Here is a 20,344-nt window from a genome sequence, read left to right as displayed (position 1 = left end):
CTACTAATTTAGTTTAAATGTTTTAATAAAACCGCAGTTTTTGATTTTCCTATTATACTTTCTATTTCTTCTACTGGCGCTTCCTTGAGTCGCTTGATGGATTTAAAGTGATTCATCAATTTTGTTTTTGTCTTCTCACCAATTCCAGGAACCTCATCTAATTGGCTGGTAATTGCATTTTTACTGCGTTGATTGCGGTGAAAGGTCAACCCAAAGCGGTGTGCCTCATCTCGGAGGTGAATGATTACTTTCATCGTTTCTGAACGCTTATCCAAATAGAGCGGATAGCTGTCCCCAGGATAAAATATTTCTTCTAACCGTTCCGCTAAACTAATAATGGGAATTTTTCCTCTTAACCCTAAGTTTTCCAGGCTCTTTAGCGCAACTCCCAGTTGTCCCTTTCCACCATCAATTACAATTAAGTCAGGCAATGGTTGACTTTCATCAAGCAATCGCTTATATCTTCGGAAGACAATTTCTTCCATAGAAGCAAAATCATTGGGTCCCTCTACCGTTTTCACATTAAAATGACGGTAGTCCTTTTTGCTTGGTTTTCCATCTTTAAATACCACACAAGCTGCTACAGGATTTGTTCCTTGAATATTAGAGTTGTCGAAACACTCAATATGACGAGGTTCTTTTGGCAGGCGCAGATCTTTCATCATCTGTTGCATAATGCGTTTTACATGTCGGTCTGGGTCGACAATTTTTATTTGCTTCAGTTGATCCATTCGGTAAAATTTTGCATTGCGTTCCGATAAATCCAATAACGCCTTTTTATCGCCCATTTTGGGTACTGTTACTTTGATATCTTCGCCTAAGTCTACTTCAAAAGGCACTAGAACTTCCTTAGTCAATAAATCAAATCTACTGCGTATTTCGACAATGGCCAATTCCAACAATACTTCATCTGTCTCTTCTAATTTTTTCTTCAACTCTAAGTTGTGCGAACGAATAATAGCCCCGTAAGACACCTGTAAAAAGTTAACAAACGCATTCGTTTCATCTGAAATAATAGAGAATACGTCCACATGACCAATTTTGGGGTTGACAATGGTTGACTTGGCTTGGTAATTTTCGAGTAATTCGATTTTTTCTTTGATTTGTTGGGCTTCTTCAAAGCGCATATCTGCAGCTAATTCTAGCATATACGTCTTAAATCCTTTCAAGCTTTCTTTGAAATTTCCCTTTAAGATATCTCGTATTTCCGTGATTTTTTTATCGTATTGTTGGCTTGTTTCATATGCCTCACAAGGCCCTCCACAATTGCCAATGTGATATTCAAGGCATACTTTAAACTTTCCACTGCGAATGTTTGACAAAGACAGATCGTAGCTACATGTGCGAATCGCATAGAGTTCTTTAATCAGCTCCATGAGCGTATTTACGGTCTTGATACTCGTATAAGGGCCATAGTATTCCGAACCGTCTTTTACCATGCGTCGGGTGGCAAATACTCTAGGGAAAGGTTCTTTTTTAATACAAATCCACGGATACGATTTATCGTCTTTCAACAAGACATTATAACGAGGTTGTAGTTGTTTGATTAAATTATTTTCTAACAGCAAGGCATCCGTTTCCGTTGGAACCACAATGTGTTTAATCGCTACAATTTTTTTGACCAATACATTGGTTTTGGCATTATCGTGTATCTTATTAAAATAAGAGCTCACCCTCTTTTTTAAGTTTTTTGCCTTACCGACGTACAGAATCTTCCCTTCCTTATCAAAATACTGGTAAACACCAGGTTGATCCGGTAAAGTTTGTATTTGTAACGCTAATTCTTCTTTTACTTGCATCTACTCCCTAAATTTAGTAACAAAAATAAAGTTTAAAATTAGGACAACAAAAGATGCGTTCCTAAAAGGACATTCTTTCATTCAAATCACTACATTTTACAATTCTTCTGAAGGAAAAATTATCTCAATAAAAAAGGGTGTTCTAGTCGAACACCCTTTTTTCCATTTAAATTAATCAATTATAATGGATATAACTCCTTCTTATTTTCCCGTCTAAAACGATATAGCTTACTATTTTCGCCTTATTCCTATGAGACTGATTATCCTTATTAAACACTAAGGCTTAGCCTTGAACAATTTAACACTGATCCCCAAAACCAGAATCATACAAATAATGGCAACCCAAAACCAGGCTGATGGGAAAACCCAAAAGTTCATCCCTGCCCATAGTAGCAATAACACTGCAAATATTTTAAACCGATAGGTAATTATAAGCTCCATTACTATTTTTACTTTCTAAGGATATTAATTTTTGCTTCTCATTCTATCCTCTTCTATGTGTATTTTCTGTATTATTCTTGTTGCGCTAACCAACATTCTGGACTGCTAGCGCTATAGAAACAACACTTATTTATATTTTTTAATTCTTACTTATTTTTGTATACTCTTTAACTAATACAGCTGCAATCACAGCTTTTCCGATACTTTCTTGATATCCATACGCAATAGCTATCGGCTTTTTAGTATTCCATTCATCATCAGGATCATTGATATCACGAAGAGTTGTCAACAAATGAATTTCTACATTGCTTAAATTAGAATCTTTCGTTGGTTCCACAGTCCATGGTTCTTTTTCAACAATTAATTCTTCTAAGTATGTTTTAACCTCCATTGAATAATTCATGTTTTGTATGGCAGCTGAATCATCAGTGAGCATTAGATATGTTAATTCTTCAGCGGTTGGCTCAACATATTTTCCTGCAATACCATTAAATGCAGTATTTGAAGTTGCTATCTTTGTAACCTGTTCAATAAGATCTTCCACATCTTTGTATTCAACATTACTCTCACATGCTACTTCGATTTCATTCATTACATCTACCCAACTAATACTTGCTGCAACATTTACTGTTTTCACCTCTTCAGTAGACGTGTTAGCACTTTCTTCTGTACTACATGATGCAAAGAATAATCCCAATGCTGCACAGATATAAATCTTTTTCATAGTTTTGCGGTTTAAATTAAATGTTTCTTTTTTTCAACGCACTTGGTTCGTTGTGATTTCAAAAGCAAACTTAAGTCGCTCAACAAAAAAGCACAAGTTTTTTGACTCTCAACACGAGATGATTTGTAAAATTTAAACGCATTATTTGCAAATCACTCTGATTTTAAACAAGTTACATTTCTTGTTTTTTACAGATGGAAAAATTGTAATCAAGACGGAAAAATTGTCAATGAATATTGATTATCAATATTTTATAACACATAAAAAAAAAACTTACCTTTAAAGAAAAAAGCCTCTAAACCCTTACCAAATGTTTCTGAAAAAAATCTGGACTTTCTTTTTTCTAATGCTCAGTGGGTATTTCATCTATGGAGCTCCTATACAAAATAATACAGATTACAAAAATTGGTCCTTACAGGATTTACTTTTTAGTATAAACTCGGATTTACTCAATGCAACTGACAAAGAGGTATTTGTTGAATATTATCTTCAAAAAGCAAAACGAGAAGATGTTCCTGAACATATTATGATTGGTTATCGTAAAAAGATTTTTCTCGCAAAAGAGTATAACTTACAAAAACAGTATACCGATAGCTTGCTTACTTATTCTATAGGTTTAAATTCAATAGAGGCTATAGGTATAGCATACAATACCAAAAGTCATATGGAATATGTGAACAAGAATTATACACAAGCGCTAACGTATGGACTAAAAGCGGAAGAATATTTAAAGAAAACCGACGATAAATACACGCTCAACAAAGTAAAAGGCAACATTAGTAGCATGTACTATCATTTAGATGAATTTGAAAAATCCGAAAGAATAACCAAGGAGACCTTGTTATACTATCAAAGTCAACTAAATGACAGTAGCAACGCCTATAACAACTTAAGAGGATACATCACGAACATCTATGCTTTGAGCAAAACCAGCTTTCGCCAGCAAAAAAACGATACCATTACCCAGTTACTTCGTGAAGGATATCTAGCCATTACTAAGCTAAAAACAAAAGACAAAGTACTAGAAACAGCCTATTTTGATTTAATCAATGGGATGTATCACCACCAATCTCGCCAATTTAATACCTCAGATTCCCTTCTAACCAAAGCACTAGCTCCAATTGCTAACAATGACGATTATGCCAACGAGCATTTAGTTTACCTTTATTTAGGTAAAAATGCTTGGGAGCAAAACGAAAGAGAAAAAGCCTTACCCTATTTTCAGAAAATAGAGACCCTGTACCAAGAAACCCAATTCGCTAATACGGAGCTAAGTGAGGCTTTCAACTATTTGATAACCTATTATCAAGATAAAAAAGACTTAGAAAAAGAACTGTACTATACGAAACTCTTGATGGGGTTATCTACTGAATTACATAAAACCAACAGCAAGTTGAGTTCGTATATTCATACACACCTAGACACGAAAAAGTTAGAAGCATCCAAACAAAAATTAGAACACGAACTGTCAAAGAGTCAATCTCAAATTAAAGGTTTGTATGGTTTAGTTACTGTCTTGATTCTCCTGGTATTTATCGGTTTGGTGTACTACCAGAAGAAACAGCAGAAACTACAACAACAATACAAGCTGTTAATACACAACTCTCCTCAAGTACAGCTGCCCCAAACGATGCATCGACAAGAGGAGCAAAAAGGACAATCAGCATCTCAAATCAAATTAGATGAGAAAGCTACGCAACAGCCATTGACCACCAACCAAGTACTCAGTAAAAAACTAACGGATTTTGAACAGAAAAAAGGGTATTTACAGAAGATTACGCAAGATGAACTAGCTCGTCAATTTGGGACGAATCGAAATACGTTATCTAAGTTTTTTAATGAAGAAAAGAACATTAACTTTTCAGATTACCTCAAGCATCTGCGCATTCAGCATGCAATACGTGAATTGACCTATAATCCAAAATTACATTTGCTCAATCTAACGGGATTAGCTGATGAATTTGGTTTTGGTAGCTCCAAGAGTTTCTCCAATTCTTTTAAAGAAATTACCAAGATTTCAGTAACAGATTTTATTAAAATGCGCCAACAAGATGAAGATTTCAAGAATATTGATCACTCAAGGCTATCTTAGTCAGATTGACCTATCCTAAAAGATCCCCAGAAAGATATCGTTCTGAGGGCCTTTTATATGGTAGTAGTTCTAGATTTAAAATTTGTATTGTTTCGTTGGTGTTACGCAGTAATCCAATGCAATATCGAGGGATGAAACATCTTCGATACAAGGTTCTGCTTCAAAAAAGCTCAATCCCACTTTGATTACTTCAGGCTTACATTTTTGTAAAAATCGATCATAAAACCCCTTGCCATACCCTACACGATGTCCTTTTTCATCAAAGGCCAAAAGAGGAACAAATACTACATCAAGCTGATTTTCTTGGATCTGAATGCCGTCTTGAGGTTCAGGAATTCCATAGCTATTCACGCGCAACACGGTATTATCTGTCAATAAAAAATGCTGCATATCTCCTGTTTTGAAATCCGATTTAGACAAGATGATATTTTTGTCTTTACCCGCCAATACTTGTAGCAAATAATCCGTCTCTATTTCCTTTTTCTGGACAATCGATAAGAACAAATGGTAATTTACCTTGTCCCAAATAGGCAAGCGTAGACATTGATTAGCAATTGCTAAACTACGTTCTTCAGCTTCTTCTTGCGTCATGGCTTCTCTTGCCTGGATGTATTTTTGGCGTAATTCTCCTTTATTCATTCATTATATTTTTTGATAGATGAAAGATGGCGTCCCCTTGATATACAATTGGGGAGTCATTGACATTAATAACATAGCCACTATTAGGCGCTTTAATCATTACATTTTCTCTTCCATAAGGATCCGAGATATAAGCGAGTGCTTCTCCTTTACGGACAAAGGTACCCACAGCTACTTGATCATGCATCAAACCGGATTGCTTAGCTCTAACCCAAACGGATTGACTGATGATTACCATTTTATCCCGACGCTGTTCTACTTCAAATTCATCGCGTAACATATCGAAATGGCGCAAGAATCGCTTGGTTCCCTCAACGCCCATTTTAGATACCTCAGCATTAATATCCAATGATTTACCGCCTTCAAATAGTAACATTTTAACCCCTCGCTTGGCACAAGCATTTCGGAAAGATCCTGTAATTTGATTAGAATACAGTAAAAAAGGTGGATGAAAAATCTCGGCTAAGGGTTCTAACACCGCTTTATCGTCAATAGCAATGCGTAATTGAGGCGCATTAAATCGGCTTTGACCTCCTGCGTGAAAGTCAATAACAAAATCAACATGTGGAATAATATGAGTCAGGATATGATAAGCAAAACGTCCCGCTAACGATCCTGTTTTACTACCTGGGAATACCCGATTGAGATCGCGTCCATCAGGAAACTCACGCGTTTTATTAATAAACCCAAAAATATTAATCACAGGAATACATATAATTGTACCTCTTTTGGGTCGATTTAACCCCTGATGCACAAGTTGTCGTACAATATCAACCCCATTGAGTTCATCGCCGTGTAAACCAGCAGAAAAAAGCATGGTCGGTCCCTCCTCTAATGCTCGAGAAATAATAACCGGAATTTTCAGTTTGGTTGTTGAATGTAGTCGTGCAATTTCTAAGTATAGGGTCTTATTTTCTCCAGGTAAGATTACTTCCTCTAATATCTTCATAGCTTGCTTTTTCGAGAAGTGAAGATAGTGAGATTTGATGAAGTTTTGGTACGATTGGGTGAGAATTTGGTGAGGTTGGGGTGAGGATTTGGTGAGAATTGGTGAGATTTCACTCATCTTCCTTTTCCCATCTTCCTTTTCCCATCTTCCTTTTCTACTCATCACGCATTACGCATCACGATGAACTAATTTTTAAAAATGCGTTTATTCCATACAATTAAAATTCCTACCCCAACAGAAATTGCGGTATCAGCAAAATTGAAGATTGCATTAAAAAACGTGAAGTATTTACCTCCCCAGATTGGCAACCATTCAGGTAACGTTCCTCTCCAAATCGGGAAATACAGCATATCAACTACTTTTCCGTGGAAAAATGTACCATAGGGTTTATCTGCGAAAAGAGTGGCTAATTGATGGGTGCTATCGTCAAAGATTACCCCATAAAAAATCGAATCAATAATATTACCTACTGCACCAGCTAAAATCAACGAGATGGCTACAATCAAGTAATTTGATAGCTTTTTCTTTACCGAATCCTGCAACCACCAGCCAATACCAAATACAGCAATGATTCGAAACAAGGTCAATGCAAGCTTACCATAATCACCAGGAAGTGAAACGCCCCAAGCCATTCCTTCATTTTCAATAAAGTGAATTCTAAACCAGTCAAAAACAAAAATCTCTTCATCTAATAAAAAATTTGTTTTGATGTAAATTTTTGACCATTGGTCGATAATTAAAATGATAGCAGCTAATAAATAGGCCTTTTTTAGTGACATTCTCTTCGGTTTTAGAAGCAAATGTAAACGATTTTGCCTGATAAAAAAAGCGCTCTTTTATGAAAAAGAGCGCTTCGTTTTGATTTAACGTTGCATATTTTTTGCTTCGATGCTCATTGTAGCATGCGGAACTAATTTCAATCGTTCTTTGTCGATTAATTTTCCCGTTACTTTACATAAGCCATAGGTCTTATTTTCGATACGGATTAAAGCATTTTTTAAGTCGCGAATAAATTTCTCTTGGCGGATAGCCAATTGAGAATTCGCTTCTTTCGACATGGTTTCACTGCCTTCCTCAAAGGCTTTAAACGTTGGAGAGGTATCATCCGTTCCATTGTTTAAATCATTCATATACGCACTTTTGATTAATTCCAAATCAGCTTGTGCTTTTTCAATTTTAGCTTGAATCAACTCTTTGAATTCTGCCAACTCTGCGTCAGAATAACGTACTAATTCGCCAGTCTCTTTCATAATTTTAATTTTATTTTAAAATTAATACTCGCGTTTTCAGCTCATCAAACTCTACATCTACTCCGTTTTCTAGCGTTTCTACAAATTCTAATGTATGAGTTAATGTTTCAGATTTAATATAATCTTCATTAGCCAAAACAGCTTCTCTTATTTCTACTACATCTTGCAATGTAACTTTTACTTTGTCTGTTACTTCGAACCCCGAGTCTTTGCGGATATTTTGAATGCGATTTACTAATTCTCTGGCAATTCCCTCTTTGCGCAACTGCTCTGTGATGGTAATATCCAGCGCAACGGTAATTCCTCCTTCGTTAGCTACTAACCATCCTTCAATATCTTGAGAAGTAATCTCTACGTCCGAAAGTGTTAATATAATACTTTTTTCTATTAATTTTAAAAGTATTTCGCCGTTTTTCTCAATTTCAGCAATACTCTCCTGGTTGAAATTTTGTATTTCCTTAGCAATCAAGCCCATATCTTTTCCAAAGCGAGGACCTAATGTTTTAAAATTAGGTTTAATTTGCTTCACTAAGATGCCTGACGCGTCATCCAAAAGCTCAATTTCCTTGACATTTACCTCTGCTTTAATCAAATCTTCCACCGCTTGGATCTCTAAACGTTGATTTTCATCCAAAATTGGGATCATAATACGTTGAAGCGGTTGGCGCACTTTAATCATTTCTTTTTTGCGCAGTGATAGCACCAAAGAAGAAATAATTTGCGCTTTGTGCATTCTACTTTCCAATCCAGCATCTACGAATGCAGCATCGAATTTTGGAAAATCAGCCAAATGTACTGATTCAAAGTTTTCTGAGGTCGTGATTGCTGTTAAGTCTCTGTAAAGTTTATCCATAAAAAATGGTGCAATTGGAGCTCCTAACTTCGCTACAGTAATCAAACAAGTGTACAACGTTTGATAGGCAGCGATTTTATCTTGTGCATACTCGCCTTTCCAGAATCTTCTACGACATAAACGCACATACCAATTACTTAAGTTTTCTGTTACAAACTCGGTAATCGCTCTAGCTGCACGCGTTGGTTCATATTCTGCATAAAACTCATCCACTTTTTGTACCAAAGTATTCAATTCTGATAAAATCCAACGGTCAATTTCAGGTCTATCTTGTACAGGCACATCTGCTTCTGCATATTTAAAGCCATCAATATTAGCATACAACGCAAAGAAATTATACGTATTATACAAGGTACCAAAGAATTTTCTTCTTACTTCTGTAATCCCTTCTAAATCAAACTTCAAGTTATCCCATGGATTTGCATTGGAAATCATATACCAACGCGTTGCATCAGGACCATGTTCTGCCAATGTTTCAAATGGATCAATCGTATTGCCTAAACTCTTCGACATTTTCAGTCCATTCTTGTCAAGCACTAATCCATTAGACACGACATTTTTATACGCTTTGGTATCAAATACTAACGTGGCAATTGCGTGTAAGGTATAGAACCATCCACGCGTTTGGTCTACTCCTTCTGCAATAAAATCAGCTGGATATGCTCCATTCTGATCCACTAATTCCTTGTTTTCAAATGGATAATGCCATTGTGCATACGGCATTGCTCCAGAATCAAACCACACATCAATTAAATCTGACTCGCGATACATGGGTTTTCCACTAGGAGAAACTAAAACAATTGCATCCACTACATTTTTGTGTAAGTCGATTTTATCGTAGTTTTCTTCTGACATATCTCCCACTATGAATCCTTCATACGGATTGTCTTTTTGGAAACCTGCTTGCTTCGATTTTTCAATTTCTGCCATCATTTGTTCTACCGAACCGATGATTAACTCTTCCGTTTTATCCTCTGTTCTCCAGATTGGCAAAGGAATTCCCCAATAACGAGAACGCGATAAATTCCAGTCGTTGGCATTTTTCAACCAATTTCCAAAACGTCCTTCACCCGTTGCTTTTGGTTTCCAATTTATCGTTTCATTCAATTCAAACATGCGATCTTTCACTTCCGTAATCTTGATAAACCAAGAATCCAACGGATAGTACAATACCGGTTTATTGGTTCTCCAACAATGTGGATAACTGTGCACGTATTTTTCTACTTTGAATGCTTTATTTTCTTCTTTTAACTTAATGGCAATTTCAACATCAACTGAACGCTCAGGTGCAGTTCCATCGTCGTAGTACTCATTCTTCACATATTTTCCACCAAGCTCTTCGCCCATTTCTTTGACAAAGCGACCTTGTAAGTCCACTAAAGGTACGGGATTCCCTTCTGCATCCAAAATTAACATCGCTGGTACTTCTGGGGTTGCTTCTTTGGCAACTTTAGCATCATCTGCTCCAAATGTAGGCGCTGTATGCACAATACCTGTACCGTCTTCTGTGGTAACAAAATCTCCAGCAATTACTCTAAAGGCGTTTTCTGGATTCTGGTACGGCAAAGTGTACGGCAACAATTGCTCGTATTTAATTCCTACCAAATCCGCTCCTTTGAAATCTTTGATCACCAAGTAAGGTATTTTCTTATCTCCCTCTTGGTAGGCTTGTAGTTCTTCTTCCGTTTCTACAGCAGCGTACTTTCCTGCAAATTGTTTGCCTATCAATGCTTTTGCTAACACCACCTGAATGGTTTCTCCCGTATATTGGTTGAATGATTTCACTAAAGCATAGTCAATCTTTGGTCCCACAGTCAAAGCAGTATTGGAAGGCAACGTCCAAGGCGTCGTCGTCCAAGCCAAGAAATGGATTGTTCCTAATCCTTGCAAGAAACTAGGCAAGCTAGTCTCAATTGCTTTAAACTGAGCCACAATAGTTGTATCGGTTACATCCTTATAGGCACCTGGTTGGTTAATTTCATGGGAAGATAAACCCGTACCTGCTTTTGGTGAATAGGGTTGGATGGTATATCCCTTATACAATAAATTTTTATCGTAAATCTGTTTTAACAACCACCACACCGATTCCATGTATTTCGGCTTATAGGTCACATAGGGGTCATTCATATCCACCCAATATCCCATTTGTTGCGTCAATTCATTCCACAAGTCTGTATAACGCATGACTGTGCGCTTACACGCTTGATTATATTCTTCGATGGTAATTTTTACCCCGATATCTTCTTTCGTAATCCCTAATTCTTTCTCTGTCCCTAATTCAACAGGCAATCCATGCGTATCCCAACCTGCTTTACGCTTTACTTGGAATCCTTTTTGTGTTTTATATCGACAAAAAATATCTTTAATCGTACGAGCCATGACGTGGTGAATCCCAGGTTTACCATTCGCTGAAGGGGGACCCTCAAAAAATACAAAAGGCTTATTATCCTCTCTCGTACTAATACTTTTTTCGAATATGGATTGTTCCTTCCAAAACTCTAGCATCTCGGATGCTACCCCTGACATATCAAGATTCTTATATTCTCTAAATTTAGTGCTCATCGTTATTATTATACTATTTTTTAATCAATTTCGCGAATTTACGCATTTTCATTTAATTACATACCAAATTATTAGCATTAAAAAGCGCGAAAAATATGTAAAAAAGGTTTTTCGTGGTATGTGGGTATTCGGGATGTGTAATCCGTGATGCGTGAACGTTGTACGTCCCTAAATATGGTTGACCAATTATCAGTCAGTTCGCTCCTAACAAATTTCTCATCACGCATCACGTACATCCCATTTCCCTATCGAAATACTTCTTTCAAGATTTCCAATGACTTTGGTTTTTTAAATCCCGTAAAATGTACTTCATAATACTTTAATAAAAGCACTAGGAGTGTATTTCGATCACGGGAAGAGAAAATCTGTTGATTATCTTCAAACCCTAATTTTAATAAGCGTTTAAACAAAAAAGTTTCTTCTGCATCAAAGCAATTAGCTACGTGAATAGACGTAAATATCCCCTCATACCAATCGAAATAATAGCCGTCCATGGAAGAATCATCGGGATAAAAACCCAGGTATTTGGTCAATTCAACTAAGAGTAAAAGATGAAAATTAGCGGTTTCTTCATGGGTATCTAACCACAAAAGGGCAGCTTCAACAAAGGCATAAAACGGTTCGTCCTGTTCCTGTTCACGCACAACCATGCTGAGTATTTCACTGACAAAAAGAGCAATGCTATTTTTAGAAAAATCATAGTAAATACTGTGATACACTTGGTCAACCTTAATCTCTTTAAAATATTCCATGCCACCTTTATTTTTAAAATCAAAGGTGATATCCAAAAGCATCAAAGGTTGAAAATAGGCGATTTTCTGCGCATTTTTTCCCTTAGCAAAGGCATTGCGAACAAAGAATGTTTGCACGCCAACTCCTTTAGTCAAACACTTGACAATTAGACTTTTGTCCTGATATTTTATTGCCTGTAAAACAATGGCTTTTGTTTGTATAACCATTAACGAATAATCATTAATTTTTTCACCTTGGTGTTACCCTGATCTGCGGAAGATACCATCATCAAATACACTCCCGAAGCTACTCGCTTCCCATTGAGGGCATGGGTATCCCAAACAACAGTTCCTCCATTAGACGTGGTTTCAAAAACTAAGTTTCCTTCAATATCCGTAATCTTGACAACCGAACGATCCATCAGTCCAACAATACGCACTTCACCTAAATACTCTGGTCGAACGGGATTGGGATAAGCGTAAAAGGAGCTGTTTGTATCTTGCCCTTCCGACGTATCTGCCATAAAGGAAACCACTCCTAAATCCGTTGCAAAAAACACTTCTCCAGATAGCGGATCTGTTGCAATATCATTGATGGTATTACTTGGTAAAGGCGAATTATCTTTAGTAAAATGATAGATAATCTGCTTATGTGAGGCTCCTACCAAAAAAACTCCAGCATCTGCAATAGCTACCCATTTTCGATTAGCGCCATCGACTTCAATTTTCGTAATATATTGTTGGTAGAATAATTCTTCTGCAAGACCATTTTCTTCAATCACAATATTGGTTGGCTGTATGCTCGTTGTTTGCAAGAATTGATTGACATTGGGAATCACACGTAACCCCTTATTGGTTCCAATCCACAACTGATTATTTTTATCCAAAGCTAGCGCACTGACATTATCCGAAGGTAAATTACCTAAATCCGTATTGAACCGAGCGTTACGGTTGTTTTTTGTTTCATTAAAAGCCACTAATCCATCCTCTAAAGAAGGAATCCACTTGGTATCGTTTTTGTCCACAACCAAACGCCCATAATTACCTCTTTTATAGTCAAACATTCCATAGGTTGAGGCATACGATTGCCATTTTTGATTGGCATCCATGACTTTCAAGGCATTAAAAACAAAATTATTCGTCATCCAGATTTTCCCGTGCTTATCGAACACGACCCCATTAATTCGAACGGTTGCATACCCTGGAGGAAAAGTGGGGTCGCTAGGGTCAATTTCCATATTTTCTAAACCTGTTGTTCCTGTATTCTCATGGTTAAATAAGGTTACTTCACTATCTTGCATGCTATTCTTCCACTTAATTTTTAACAAGCCCGAATGATATGATCCTACGTAGAGTTCTCTATTGTTCCTAGGGTTTAGCGTTGCATAGGTGAGTGCTCGAGCCTCTTTCAAAGCTCCAAAAGACAAAAATTCCCATCCTTTTTTCTTATTGAAATAACTCAACCCTTTAGTAGCCAATGTTGGTACATAAGGATTGTACGTATTTTTATCATATCCACCGCTGATAAACCAAGTACCTTCGTGCGTAGCCAAAATTGAAAACACGCGGTTAGACTCTGGACCTTCCGGAGATAGTGATTCTTTTGCTCCTGTTTTGGTTTGTTGAAAAAGCCCTGCAGAACTACTACCAAAGTAATAAACCCCATTCACTTCCACCGCATCAACCAGATTTCCGTGTTGAATGATTTCGACCAATTGATTTCCGCCTTGTAAAGTCAAGGCCCTGCTTGGTGTAATAATTATCAATTGCCCTTGTTCATTCGCTCTAAACTGTACGATGGGTTGTCCAACATCAACCAATGGCTCTGCTGGATTAGACTGAGTGAACTGATATAGTTTTGTATCTTCTTTTGCACTTAAAAACACTTGATCCCCTTGCGCATACCCATGTTCCCAATTGTCTCCCATTTCCACCATCTTCCATTGCCTGAAATCTACTTTATTTGGATTTTGCAAGGCAATTTGCTTGACTCCCTCTGCTGTTATAGCCAATAAATCTTGACTAGTAGCCACGAGATCCCTCACTGGACTATTCTTGCCGTTTTCACCGATATAATAACTATCGCCAAAACTATTGTCATTCAAATTGAACGCACTAATTCCGTAATTTGTAGCGATATACACTTGTCCTTTTACTTCTAAGAATGCATTTATTCTGCGTTCAAAAGCCTGTAAAGCAGGTTTATTCTTAATATCGGAGAGGGTGCGTATGCGATCATTCTTTACATCAAAAACCAATAAACTTCCATCTTCATTTCCAATCAATAATTTTTGGTGTATTTCGCTAAAATGCATCGCTGTAATTCCATTGGTTTTCAATCCGCTAATTGAATTATACACTTCGATACGATGCTGATTGACAGCATAGCGCAACAAGGCAGAAGGAGTTGCTCCAAACACCACATCTCGTCCTTGGGCTAATGCCACAACTTCAGTATAAGAGAAATAGCTATTCCACTTGTGATTCTCCTGAGCCCAAAGGCTCGTACCCCATATAAAAAATAAATAAACGAAAGTCTTGGTTTTCATACAGACGATTTACAATCAAACAAATATACTATTATCACAGCAATAAATGGGGCTTCTTTTTCTTTTGGTTTGTTCTTTTACTGAAGAATGGTAGAGAATAAAACCTCATTCCATTCCTTCTAGTTAAATGATAGAAATAACGTCTTAAAAAAGTAAAAAACAAACAGTTTTACTACGGGAAAATGAAGTATCTTTCGTGTTAGTAAAAATAATAACAAAACATCAATCAATTTGGCAAGAAAGTTGCGTTTAGGTTATGAATTAATAAAACAACCCCATGAAACACAGCGTTTCCCTTTATTTACTAGGACTTAGTCTACTATGCAGTAGCTGTATCAAAGAGGAAGAATTAGATACCAATGCAGATATCCTTGAAGCGTATATTCCCACTGAATACCTCAAGATGGATCCCATTATCACGAATACTTCGGTTGAGTTTAGGGTTAAATCCAATGTAGATGTAGCACATCAATCGCCTTTTTTCATTATCTCGCCCAATGCCACAATGGATCCACCCAATGGGGTTACGCGCAATTTTTCAACCGCACAAGAAGTAGTTGTTACCGCCCAGGACGAGCGATGGCAGAAGAAATACCTCGTTAGTTTTACCAGTGATGAGTTAAGCACCTATTACGATTTCAACAATGCCGAGCTAACAGATCGAGACCGCTACTACCGCTTTTATGAGATTGGCTCTAACGGGGAGAAGATATACGATTGGGACAGTGGAAATCAAGGATATGCAACGATTGCTGGCTCTACTCCTGCTGAGGCTTATCCGACAACGGTCACACCAGGACGCCGAGGAGGATTAGCAGTTAAAATGCAAACGGTGTACACTTCAAGTTTTGCCGCGGCTACTGGAAACCCAATTGCTGCAGGAAATTTATTTCTGGGGCAATTCAAACTTAATCCGTTCAACACCCTAAAGTCCACTCGTTTTGGGCTACCCTATACAGGAGCACTCCCTCAAACCTTACGAGGAGTCTATAAATACACTGCAGGGCCTGTGGTTACGGATGAAGAGTACAAAGAGGTACCTGGAGCAAAAGACTCCTTTGATATCTATGCCATTATTTTTGAGCTACAGAAAAAAGACAATTACCTCACTGGAGATCACAATTTTGTCGATCCTCGCAATGTGGCTATTGCACGCATTAGTGAACAGGATCGCAAAGAAACGACCACTTGGAGTTCCTTCACCATCCCCTTTCACGTGGTTCCAGGTAAAAGCTATGACCCAAACAAGGACTATATGATTGCCATTGTCATGACCTCTAGTATTGACGGAGCCGCCTTTACAGGAGCCATTGGCAGTACCCTAATAGTTGACGAAATCGAATTAGTTTATGAAAAAGAATAATATCCCTACCCCATACTACCTCCTATTGGTTTGCTTCTTGATTCTACCTTGCAAGAGCAGGGCTCAAGCGTTAGAAATAGACGAAAATACCACTATTTTCAGCGTATTCTTTACAAAAAACATAGCTTATCAAGCGCGTGCACAATTCAGTATTGGAGGGAGTACACCCTTGGGAATTCCGGCGCAAATTCGAGAAATCAACAGCTACAATCCTACCCTACAGTTGGGATTAGAAGTCAATGCCACCAAATGGTTATCGAATGATCAAACCTGGGGAATTCGAACAGGATTGCGATTTGAAGGACGCGGCATGAAAACAGACGCTCGTGTAAAAAATTACTACACCCAAATTGACAGCGAGGAAGGCAAACAAACCAAAGGATATTTTACAGGCAACGTCAAAACAAAAATGAAAAATTCCTATATTACTTTTCCTGTACTAGCAATCTATAATGTCAACTCCAAATGGAATGTCTATGGAGGGGTTTATTTATCTGGACTGATTGACGGTGATTTTACAGGGTATGTATATAAAGGAGTTTTACGCGAAGGCAATCCCATAGGAACGCCTATTGAATTTGAAGAAGACGCCAAAGGAGAATATGACTTCTCCTCTGACCTGAACCGATTTCAATGGGGAGCAGAAGTTGGGTTTGAATACAAAGTCAATAGTCAATTTCGCTTGTTTTCCGATTTAAATTGGGGACTTACTGGCTTATTCAAAAAAGACTTTGAAGCCATTACCTTTAGCATGTACAGCATTTATCTGAATCTCGGATTTGGGTATCAGTTTTAAAGAAAATCATATCATTTATACTTTAGAGCCTCTAGTTGATGAACTAGGGGGTGTTTTTCATCAATACCGAATCTTTTCGTCAAAAAAATAGTATTTTATCTTAATACTAACGAAATAATTCAATATTTTTATTCATTTTAAGCATTGAAAATCATAATATATGCACCTAAAATGCAAAAAACGCTAATTCTAAACATTATAGCGTAAATTTGTATCCTCACTGTTATCTGAATACTAACATTACGTAATTAAAACTAAAATAAACACTAATTTCAATGATGAGAAATACCTACTATTTTCTAATAGCTCTATTCCTAGGGTTATTTTTTTCATCTTGTACTAAAGATGAAGCCTTAAATTCAGAAGCCGATATTGAGACAGCTCAAATCAATCGCGAGTTTTTATTAACTGCTCCCATGATTTCCAATGATAAGGTAACCTTTAGGGTATCAAAATCACTAGATTTAACACAGGTGGCACCAGAATTTACCCTTACGCCAGGAGCGACTATCACACCAGCCAATGGAAGTGTACGCGATTTTAGTCAAGGACCATTGACCTATACCGTTACTTCAGAAAGTAAAAGATGGAGTAAAACCTATACCGTTGCTTTTACCAATGCAGAAATTTCTACCATTTACAACTTTGAGCTCTTTAAAGAAGAAGTTGGTGGTTACTATGGAAATGATTTCTACCATGTGCTTTACGACATCAAAGTGACAGATAGTATTGAGTCCGAAGAATTCATCTGGGCGAGTGGAAATAGAGGTTTTGCCATGACAGATGGTGATCCTGATAATGCTAAAAAACCAAGTGATTTCCCTACTTCTGTGGTTGAAAATGGTTTCGTAGGACATGGAGTAAAGCTAACGACTCTATCTACAGAACCTTTGGGACCTATTATGCAAAGTCCTTTAGCAGCAGGAAACTTATTTTTGGGAACTTTTGATGTTGCTATTGCAGTTTCTAAACCTTTAAAAGGTACAAAATTTGGCCTTGATTTCAACTATGAACCGACTATGTTTAGAGGCTTCTTCAAATATACAAGAGGGAAAGATTTTCAAGTAAACAACGTAGCGAAAAACAAATTAAAAGAAGATCGTTGGGATGCTTATGCTATTCTATTTGAGGCGGAGCCTGACGACTTTTTATATGGTGACCATGATTTCATCGATGAAAAAATTGTTTCTATTGCACGCGTACCGGAAGAAATGAGAAAAGAAACCAATACTTGGACGCTTTTCGAAATTCCCTTCACCTATGTAGAAGGCAAATACTATGATAGTTCAAAAAAACATAAGCTGGCTATTGTTTTTTCATCTAGTGAAGAAGGTAGCTTATTCAACGGAGCTATCGGTAGTACGCTTTATATCGATGAAGTAGAAATTGTAAAGAACTAATTTTAATCCTACAACAATGACAAAATATATCTATACGCTATTGATATTTTCTTTAGGTTTATCCACGTATGCCCAACAAGAAGAGCTAAAAAACAACCATTTTTTCAATGAAAATGTAACGTATCAAGTGCGTTCACAATTTAGTATTGGTGGTGGGGCTCCTCTAGGATTGCCTCGTGAGATTCGCAAAGTTAAAAGCTACAACCCAACACTTCAATTGGGAATGGAAGCCAATATCACCAAATGGTTGTCTGATGAACACAAATGGGGGGTTCGTCTGGGTATTCGCGTAGAAGGAAAAGGAATGAAAACGGATGCACGAGTGAAAGATTATGTAACGGAAATTAACTATAACGGTTCTTTTGTAAAAGGAAACTTTACAGGGGATGTGAAAACAGAAATCCGAAATACTTATTTGACCTTACCTGTTCTAGCTACCTATAACATCAATGAACAATGGAATGTTTACGGAGGATTGTATTTCTCTGCAGCAATTGACCGTTCTTTTGATGGGTATGTTTATGATGGATATTTAAGACAAGGAAATCCAACAGGACAGAAATTAATCTTCCAAGATGGAAAAAAGGCGGATTATGATTTTTCAAATGAGGTCAACCGATTCCAATGGGGATCACAAATTGGGGCAGAATGGAAACTCAATCCCAATTTCTTTTTATTTGCTGATGCTACCTATGGGTTCAACAGCCTCTTAAATCGAGATTTTGATGCTATTTCATTTACCATGCACAACATATACCTGAACTTAGGTTTTGGATATCAATTTTAATACATAAAAAAACTCGATCAAACGATCGAGTTTTTTATTATCTAGGCGCTAATTCAATTACTTTACAAAGGTTTCAGCCAGCTCTAGATTTCCATCAATTTCTTGTTCCTTTATCGATAGTTTTAAGATTTGGGCGATCATCGGATAGATGTGTACATTTTCAAACGATTCTACGCGATTGTTCGCCTTAAAGTTAGGTCCTACTGCCATAAATAAGGCGTGCATTTCCTTTACTTTTGCTGGATCAAAACCATGGCTTCCTGCTAACGCTCGATTTGTAAAATAGTAAGGGGCATGAGCCGTTAATACAATATCTCCTACTCGATTATAGCGATCGTCCTTCGTTCCAAAGTGATAGGCCTCAGGTAACTCATCTTTAAGATGTACTTCCATTAATTTCGGATCAATAGATTCTTTTATTTTCTCATACCAAGATGAAATCTTTTTCGGATCTTTAATAAACAAGCTAACATAGGTTCCATTAGATGCCACAGCCATTTCGCTTTCATCAACTTTGAAAGGCAATTGTAAAAGTGTTTTCTGATCTAATGCTAACATCCCGTGATCAGACACCACAACGAGGTTAATGGGTAATCCAGATTCTTTTACAATATCGTAGAGTTTGCGCATAGCATCATCCACATACTGGACTGCCTTGGTTGTTTCTTCTGCATCTGGACCAAAGCGATGCCCTGCATGATCCACTTCAGGCATGTAAAACGTAATAAAATGAGGGCGTTTTTCTGCTGGTAATTTTAACCAATTACTCACTTGCTCTAAACGACTATCAATACTCGATTTTTCAGAATATTTATAATAATAGGTTGGCATTTTTCCTTGAATAGGAGCTTCTGAACCAGGCCAATAGTAACAAGCACTTAGCATGCCTTGTTGCTCTGCTAAGACCCAAAGCGGCGTTCCACCATACCATTTTGCATCAGTAACTGCCTTTGCATTACCCAATGAATAGCGCTCTTGTGTTTCTCGATCGTACATGGTGTTTCCAACCAATCCGTGATGTCCTGGGTACAATCCCGTTACAATCGAATAATGATTGGGAAACGTTACAGAAGGATAAGAAGGAATCAGCGATTCAGCTTGGGTACCTAAGGTTGCAAATTCCGCCAAAAACTTCGCTTGGTGTTTTTCAATATAGTCATAGCGAAAACCATCCAAGGAAACTAAAATAACATAAGGGCTTTCTTCTTTTTCAGGCGTATTTTTTCGGTCTTCTATAATCATTTGTTTTTCTATTTCTTGTGCTTGTAGAGTCAAACTCCCACCTACAAGGAATAAAGTCAATATGGACCAGGCAAATTTTTTCATGTTTATTGAAATTTAGATATTCAAATATCAACAGATAAATTCACTCCCACAAAGGAATTGCTTACTTTTAGCATTTAATTTAA

15 protein-coding genes are annotated in these 20,344 nt (G+C 37.2%); 5 read left to right on the top strand and 10 right to left on the bottom strand.

All coding sequences use genetic code 11. From position 1 onward, the window contains the following. Positions 1 to 8 precede the first annotated feature (8 nt). Positions 9 to 1,799: an excinuclease ABC subunit UvrC gene (gene uvrC, locus ACLJX0_RS01935; RefSeq protein WP_410877980.1), complete on the bottom strand. Its 1,791-nt coding sequence runs from the start codon at positions 1,797 to 1,799 to the stop codon at positions 9 to 11. Positions 1,800 to 2,379: 580 nt separating this feature from the next. Continuing rightward, entirely contained in the window at positions 2,380 to 2,964 is a 585-nt protein-coding gene (locus ACLJX0_RS01930; protein WP_410877979.1) for a hypothetical protein, read from the bottom strand. Between the two features lie 310 nt (positions 2,965 to 3,274). Between ACLJX0_RS01930 and ACLJX0_RS01925 the strand changes: the two genes are divergently transcribed. Continuing rightward, complete coding sequence (locus ACLJX0_RS01925) at positions 3,275 to 5,056, top strand: helix-turn-helix domain-containing protein (protein WP_410877978.1); 1,782 nt, start codon at positions 3,275 to 3,277, stop codon at positions 5,054 to 5,056. Between the two features lie 75 nt (positions 5,057 to 5,131). Here ACLJX0_RS01925 and ACLJX0_RS01920 read toward each other — a convergent pair whose 3' ends face one another. From ACLJX0_RS01920 to ACLJX0_RS01890, 7 genes are all read right to left on the bottom strand, one after another. Next, a complete protein-coding gene (locus ACLJX0_RS01920) occupies positions 5,132 to 5,695 on the bottom strand; it encodes a 5-formyltetrahydrofolate cyclo-ligase (RefSeq protein WP_410877977.1) in 564 nt (187 codons plus the stop codon). Further along, positions 5,688 to 6,644, bottom strand: a complete 957-nt coding sequence (locus ACLJX0_RS01915) for a succinylglutamate desuccinylase/aspartoacylase family protein (RefSeq protein ID WP_410877976.1) — start codon at positions 6,642 to 6,644, stop codon at positions 5,688 to 5,690. The genes ACLJX0_RS01920 and ACLJX0_RS01915 overlap by 8 nt, the downstream gene beginning before the upstream one ends. Before the next feature lie 185 nt (positions 6,645 to 6,829). Further along, complete coding sequence (locus ACLJX0_RS01910) at positions 6,830 to 7,423, bottom strand: lipoprotein signal peptidase (RefSeq protein WP_410877975.1); 594 nt, start codon at positions 7,421 to 7,423, stop codon at positions 6,830 to 6,832. A gap of 84 nt (positions 7,424 to 7,507) precedes the next feature. Beyond that, the gene (locus ACLJX0_RS01905; protein WP_002988912.1) at positions 7,508 to 7,894 is read right to left on the bottom strand and encodes a TraR/DksA family transcriptional regulator; all 387 of its coding nucleotides are present in this window, start codon (positions 7,892 to 7,894) and stop codon (positions 7,508 to 7,510) included. A gap of 10 nt (positions 7,895 to 7,904) precedes the next feature. Beyond that, entirely contained in the window at positions 7,905 to 11,309 is a 3,405-nt protein-coding gene (gene ileS / locus ACLJX0_RS01900) for an isoleucine--tRNA ligase (RefSeq protein WP_410877974.1), read from the bottom strand. Between the two features lie 245 nt (positions 11,310 to 11,554). Beyond that, complete coding sequence (recO, locus tag ACLJX0_RS01895; protein ID WP_410877973.1) at positions 11,555 to 12,268, bottom strand: DNA repair protein RecO; 714 nt, start codon at positions 12,266 to 12,268, stop codon at positions 11,555 to 11,557. Continuing rightward, entirely contained in the window at positions 12,268 to 14,589 is a 2,322-nt protein-coding gene (locus ACLJX0_RS01890; protein ID WP_410877972.1) for a two-component regulator propeller domain-containing protein, read from the bottom strand. Before ACLJX0_RS01890 ends, recO begins: the two co-directional genes overlap by 1 nt. Positions 14,590 to 14,866: 277 nt before the next feature. Here ACLJX0_RS01890 and ACLJX0_RS01885 point away from each other — a divergent pair, with 277 nt between their 5' ends. The 4 genes from ACLJX0_RS01885 (at position 14,867) to ACLJX0_RS01870 (ending at position 18,935) form a co-directional block, all read left to right on the top strand. Continuing rightward, entirely contained in the window at positions 14,867 to 15,952 is a 1,086-nt protein-coding gene (locus ACLJX0_RS01885; protein ID WP_410877971.1) for a PCMD domain-containing protein, read from the top strand. Beyond that, the gene (locus tag ACLJX0_RS01880; protein WP_410877970.1) at positions 15,939 to 16,748 is read left to right on the top strand and encodes a porin family protein; all 810 of its coding nucleotides are present in this window, start codon (positions 15,939 to 15,941) and stop codon (positions 16,746 to 16,748) included. Before ACLJX0_RS01885 ends, ACLJX0_RS01880 begins: the two co-directional genes overlap by 14 nt. A gap of 275 nt (positions 16,749 to 17,023) precedes the next feature. Beyond that, positions 17,024 to 18,148: a PCMD domain-containing protein gene (locus ACLJX0_RS01875; RefSeq protein ID WP_410877969.1), complete on the top strand. Its 1,125-nt coding sequence runs from the start codon at positions 17,024 to 17,026 to the stop codon at positions 18,146 to 18,148. Positions 18,149 to 18,164: 16 nt separating this feature from the next. After that, complete coding sequence (locus ACLJX0_RS01870; protein ID WP_410877968.1) at positions 18,165 to 18,935, top strand: porin family protein; 771 nt, start codon at positions 18,165 to 18,167, stop codon at positions 18,933 to 18,935. A 57-nt stretch (positions 18,936 to 18,992) separates the two neighbouring features. Here the strand turns inward: ACLJX0_RS01870 and ACLJX0_RS01865 are convergent, their stop codons facing one another. Next, the gene (locus tag ACLJX0_RS01865) at positions 18,993 to 20,261 is read right to left on the bottom strand and encodes an ectonucleotide pyrophosphatase/phosphodiesterase (RefSeq protein ID WP_410877967.1); all 1,269 of its coding nucleotides are present in this window, start codon (positions 20,259 to 20,261) and stop codon (positions 18,993 to 18,995) included. Positions 20,262 to 20,344: the final 83 nt, after the last annotated feature.

Source organism: Myroides sp. DW712 (assembly GCF_046557355.1).
Lineage (GTDB): Bacteria > Bacteroidota > Bacteroidia > Flavobacteriales > Flavobacteriaceae > Flavobacterium.
This window is presented reverse-complemented; position numbering and strand designations above follow the sequence as displayed.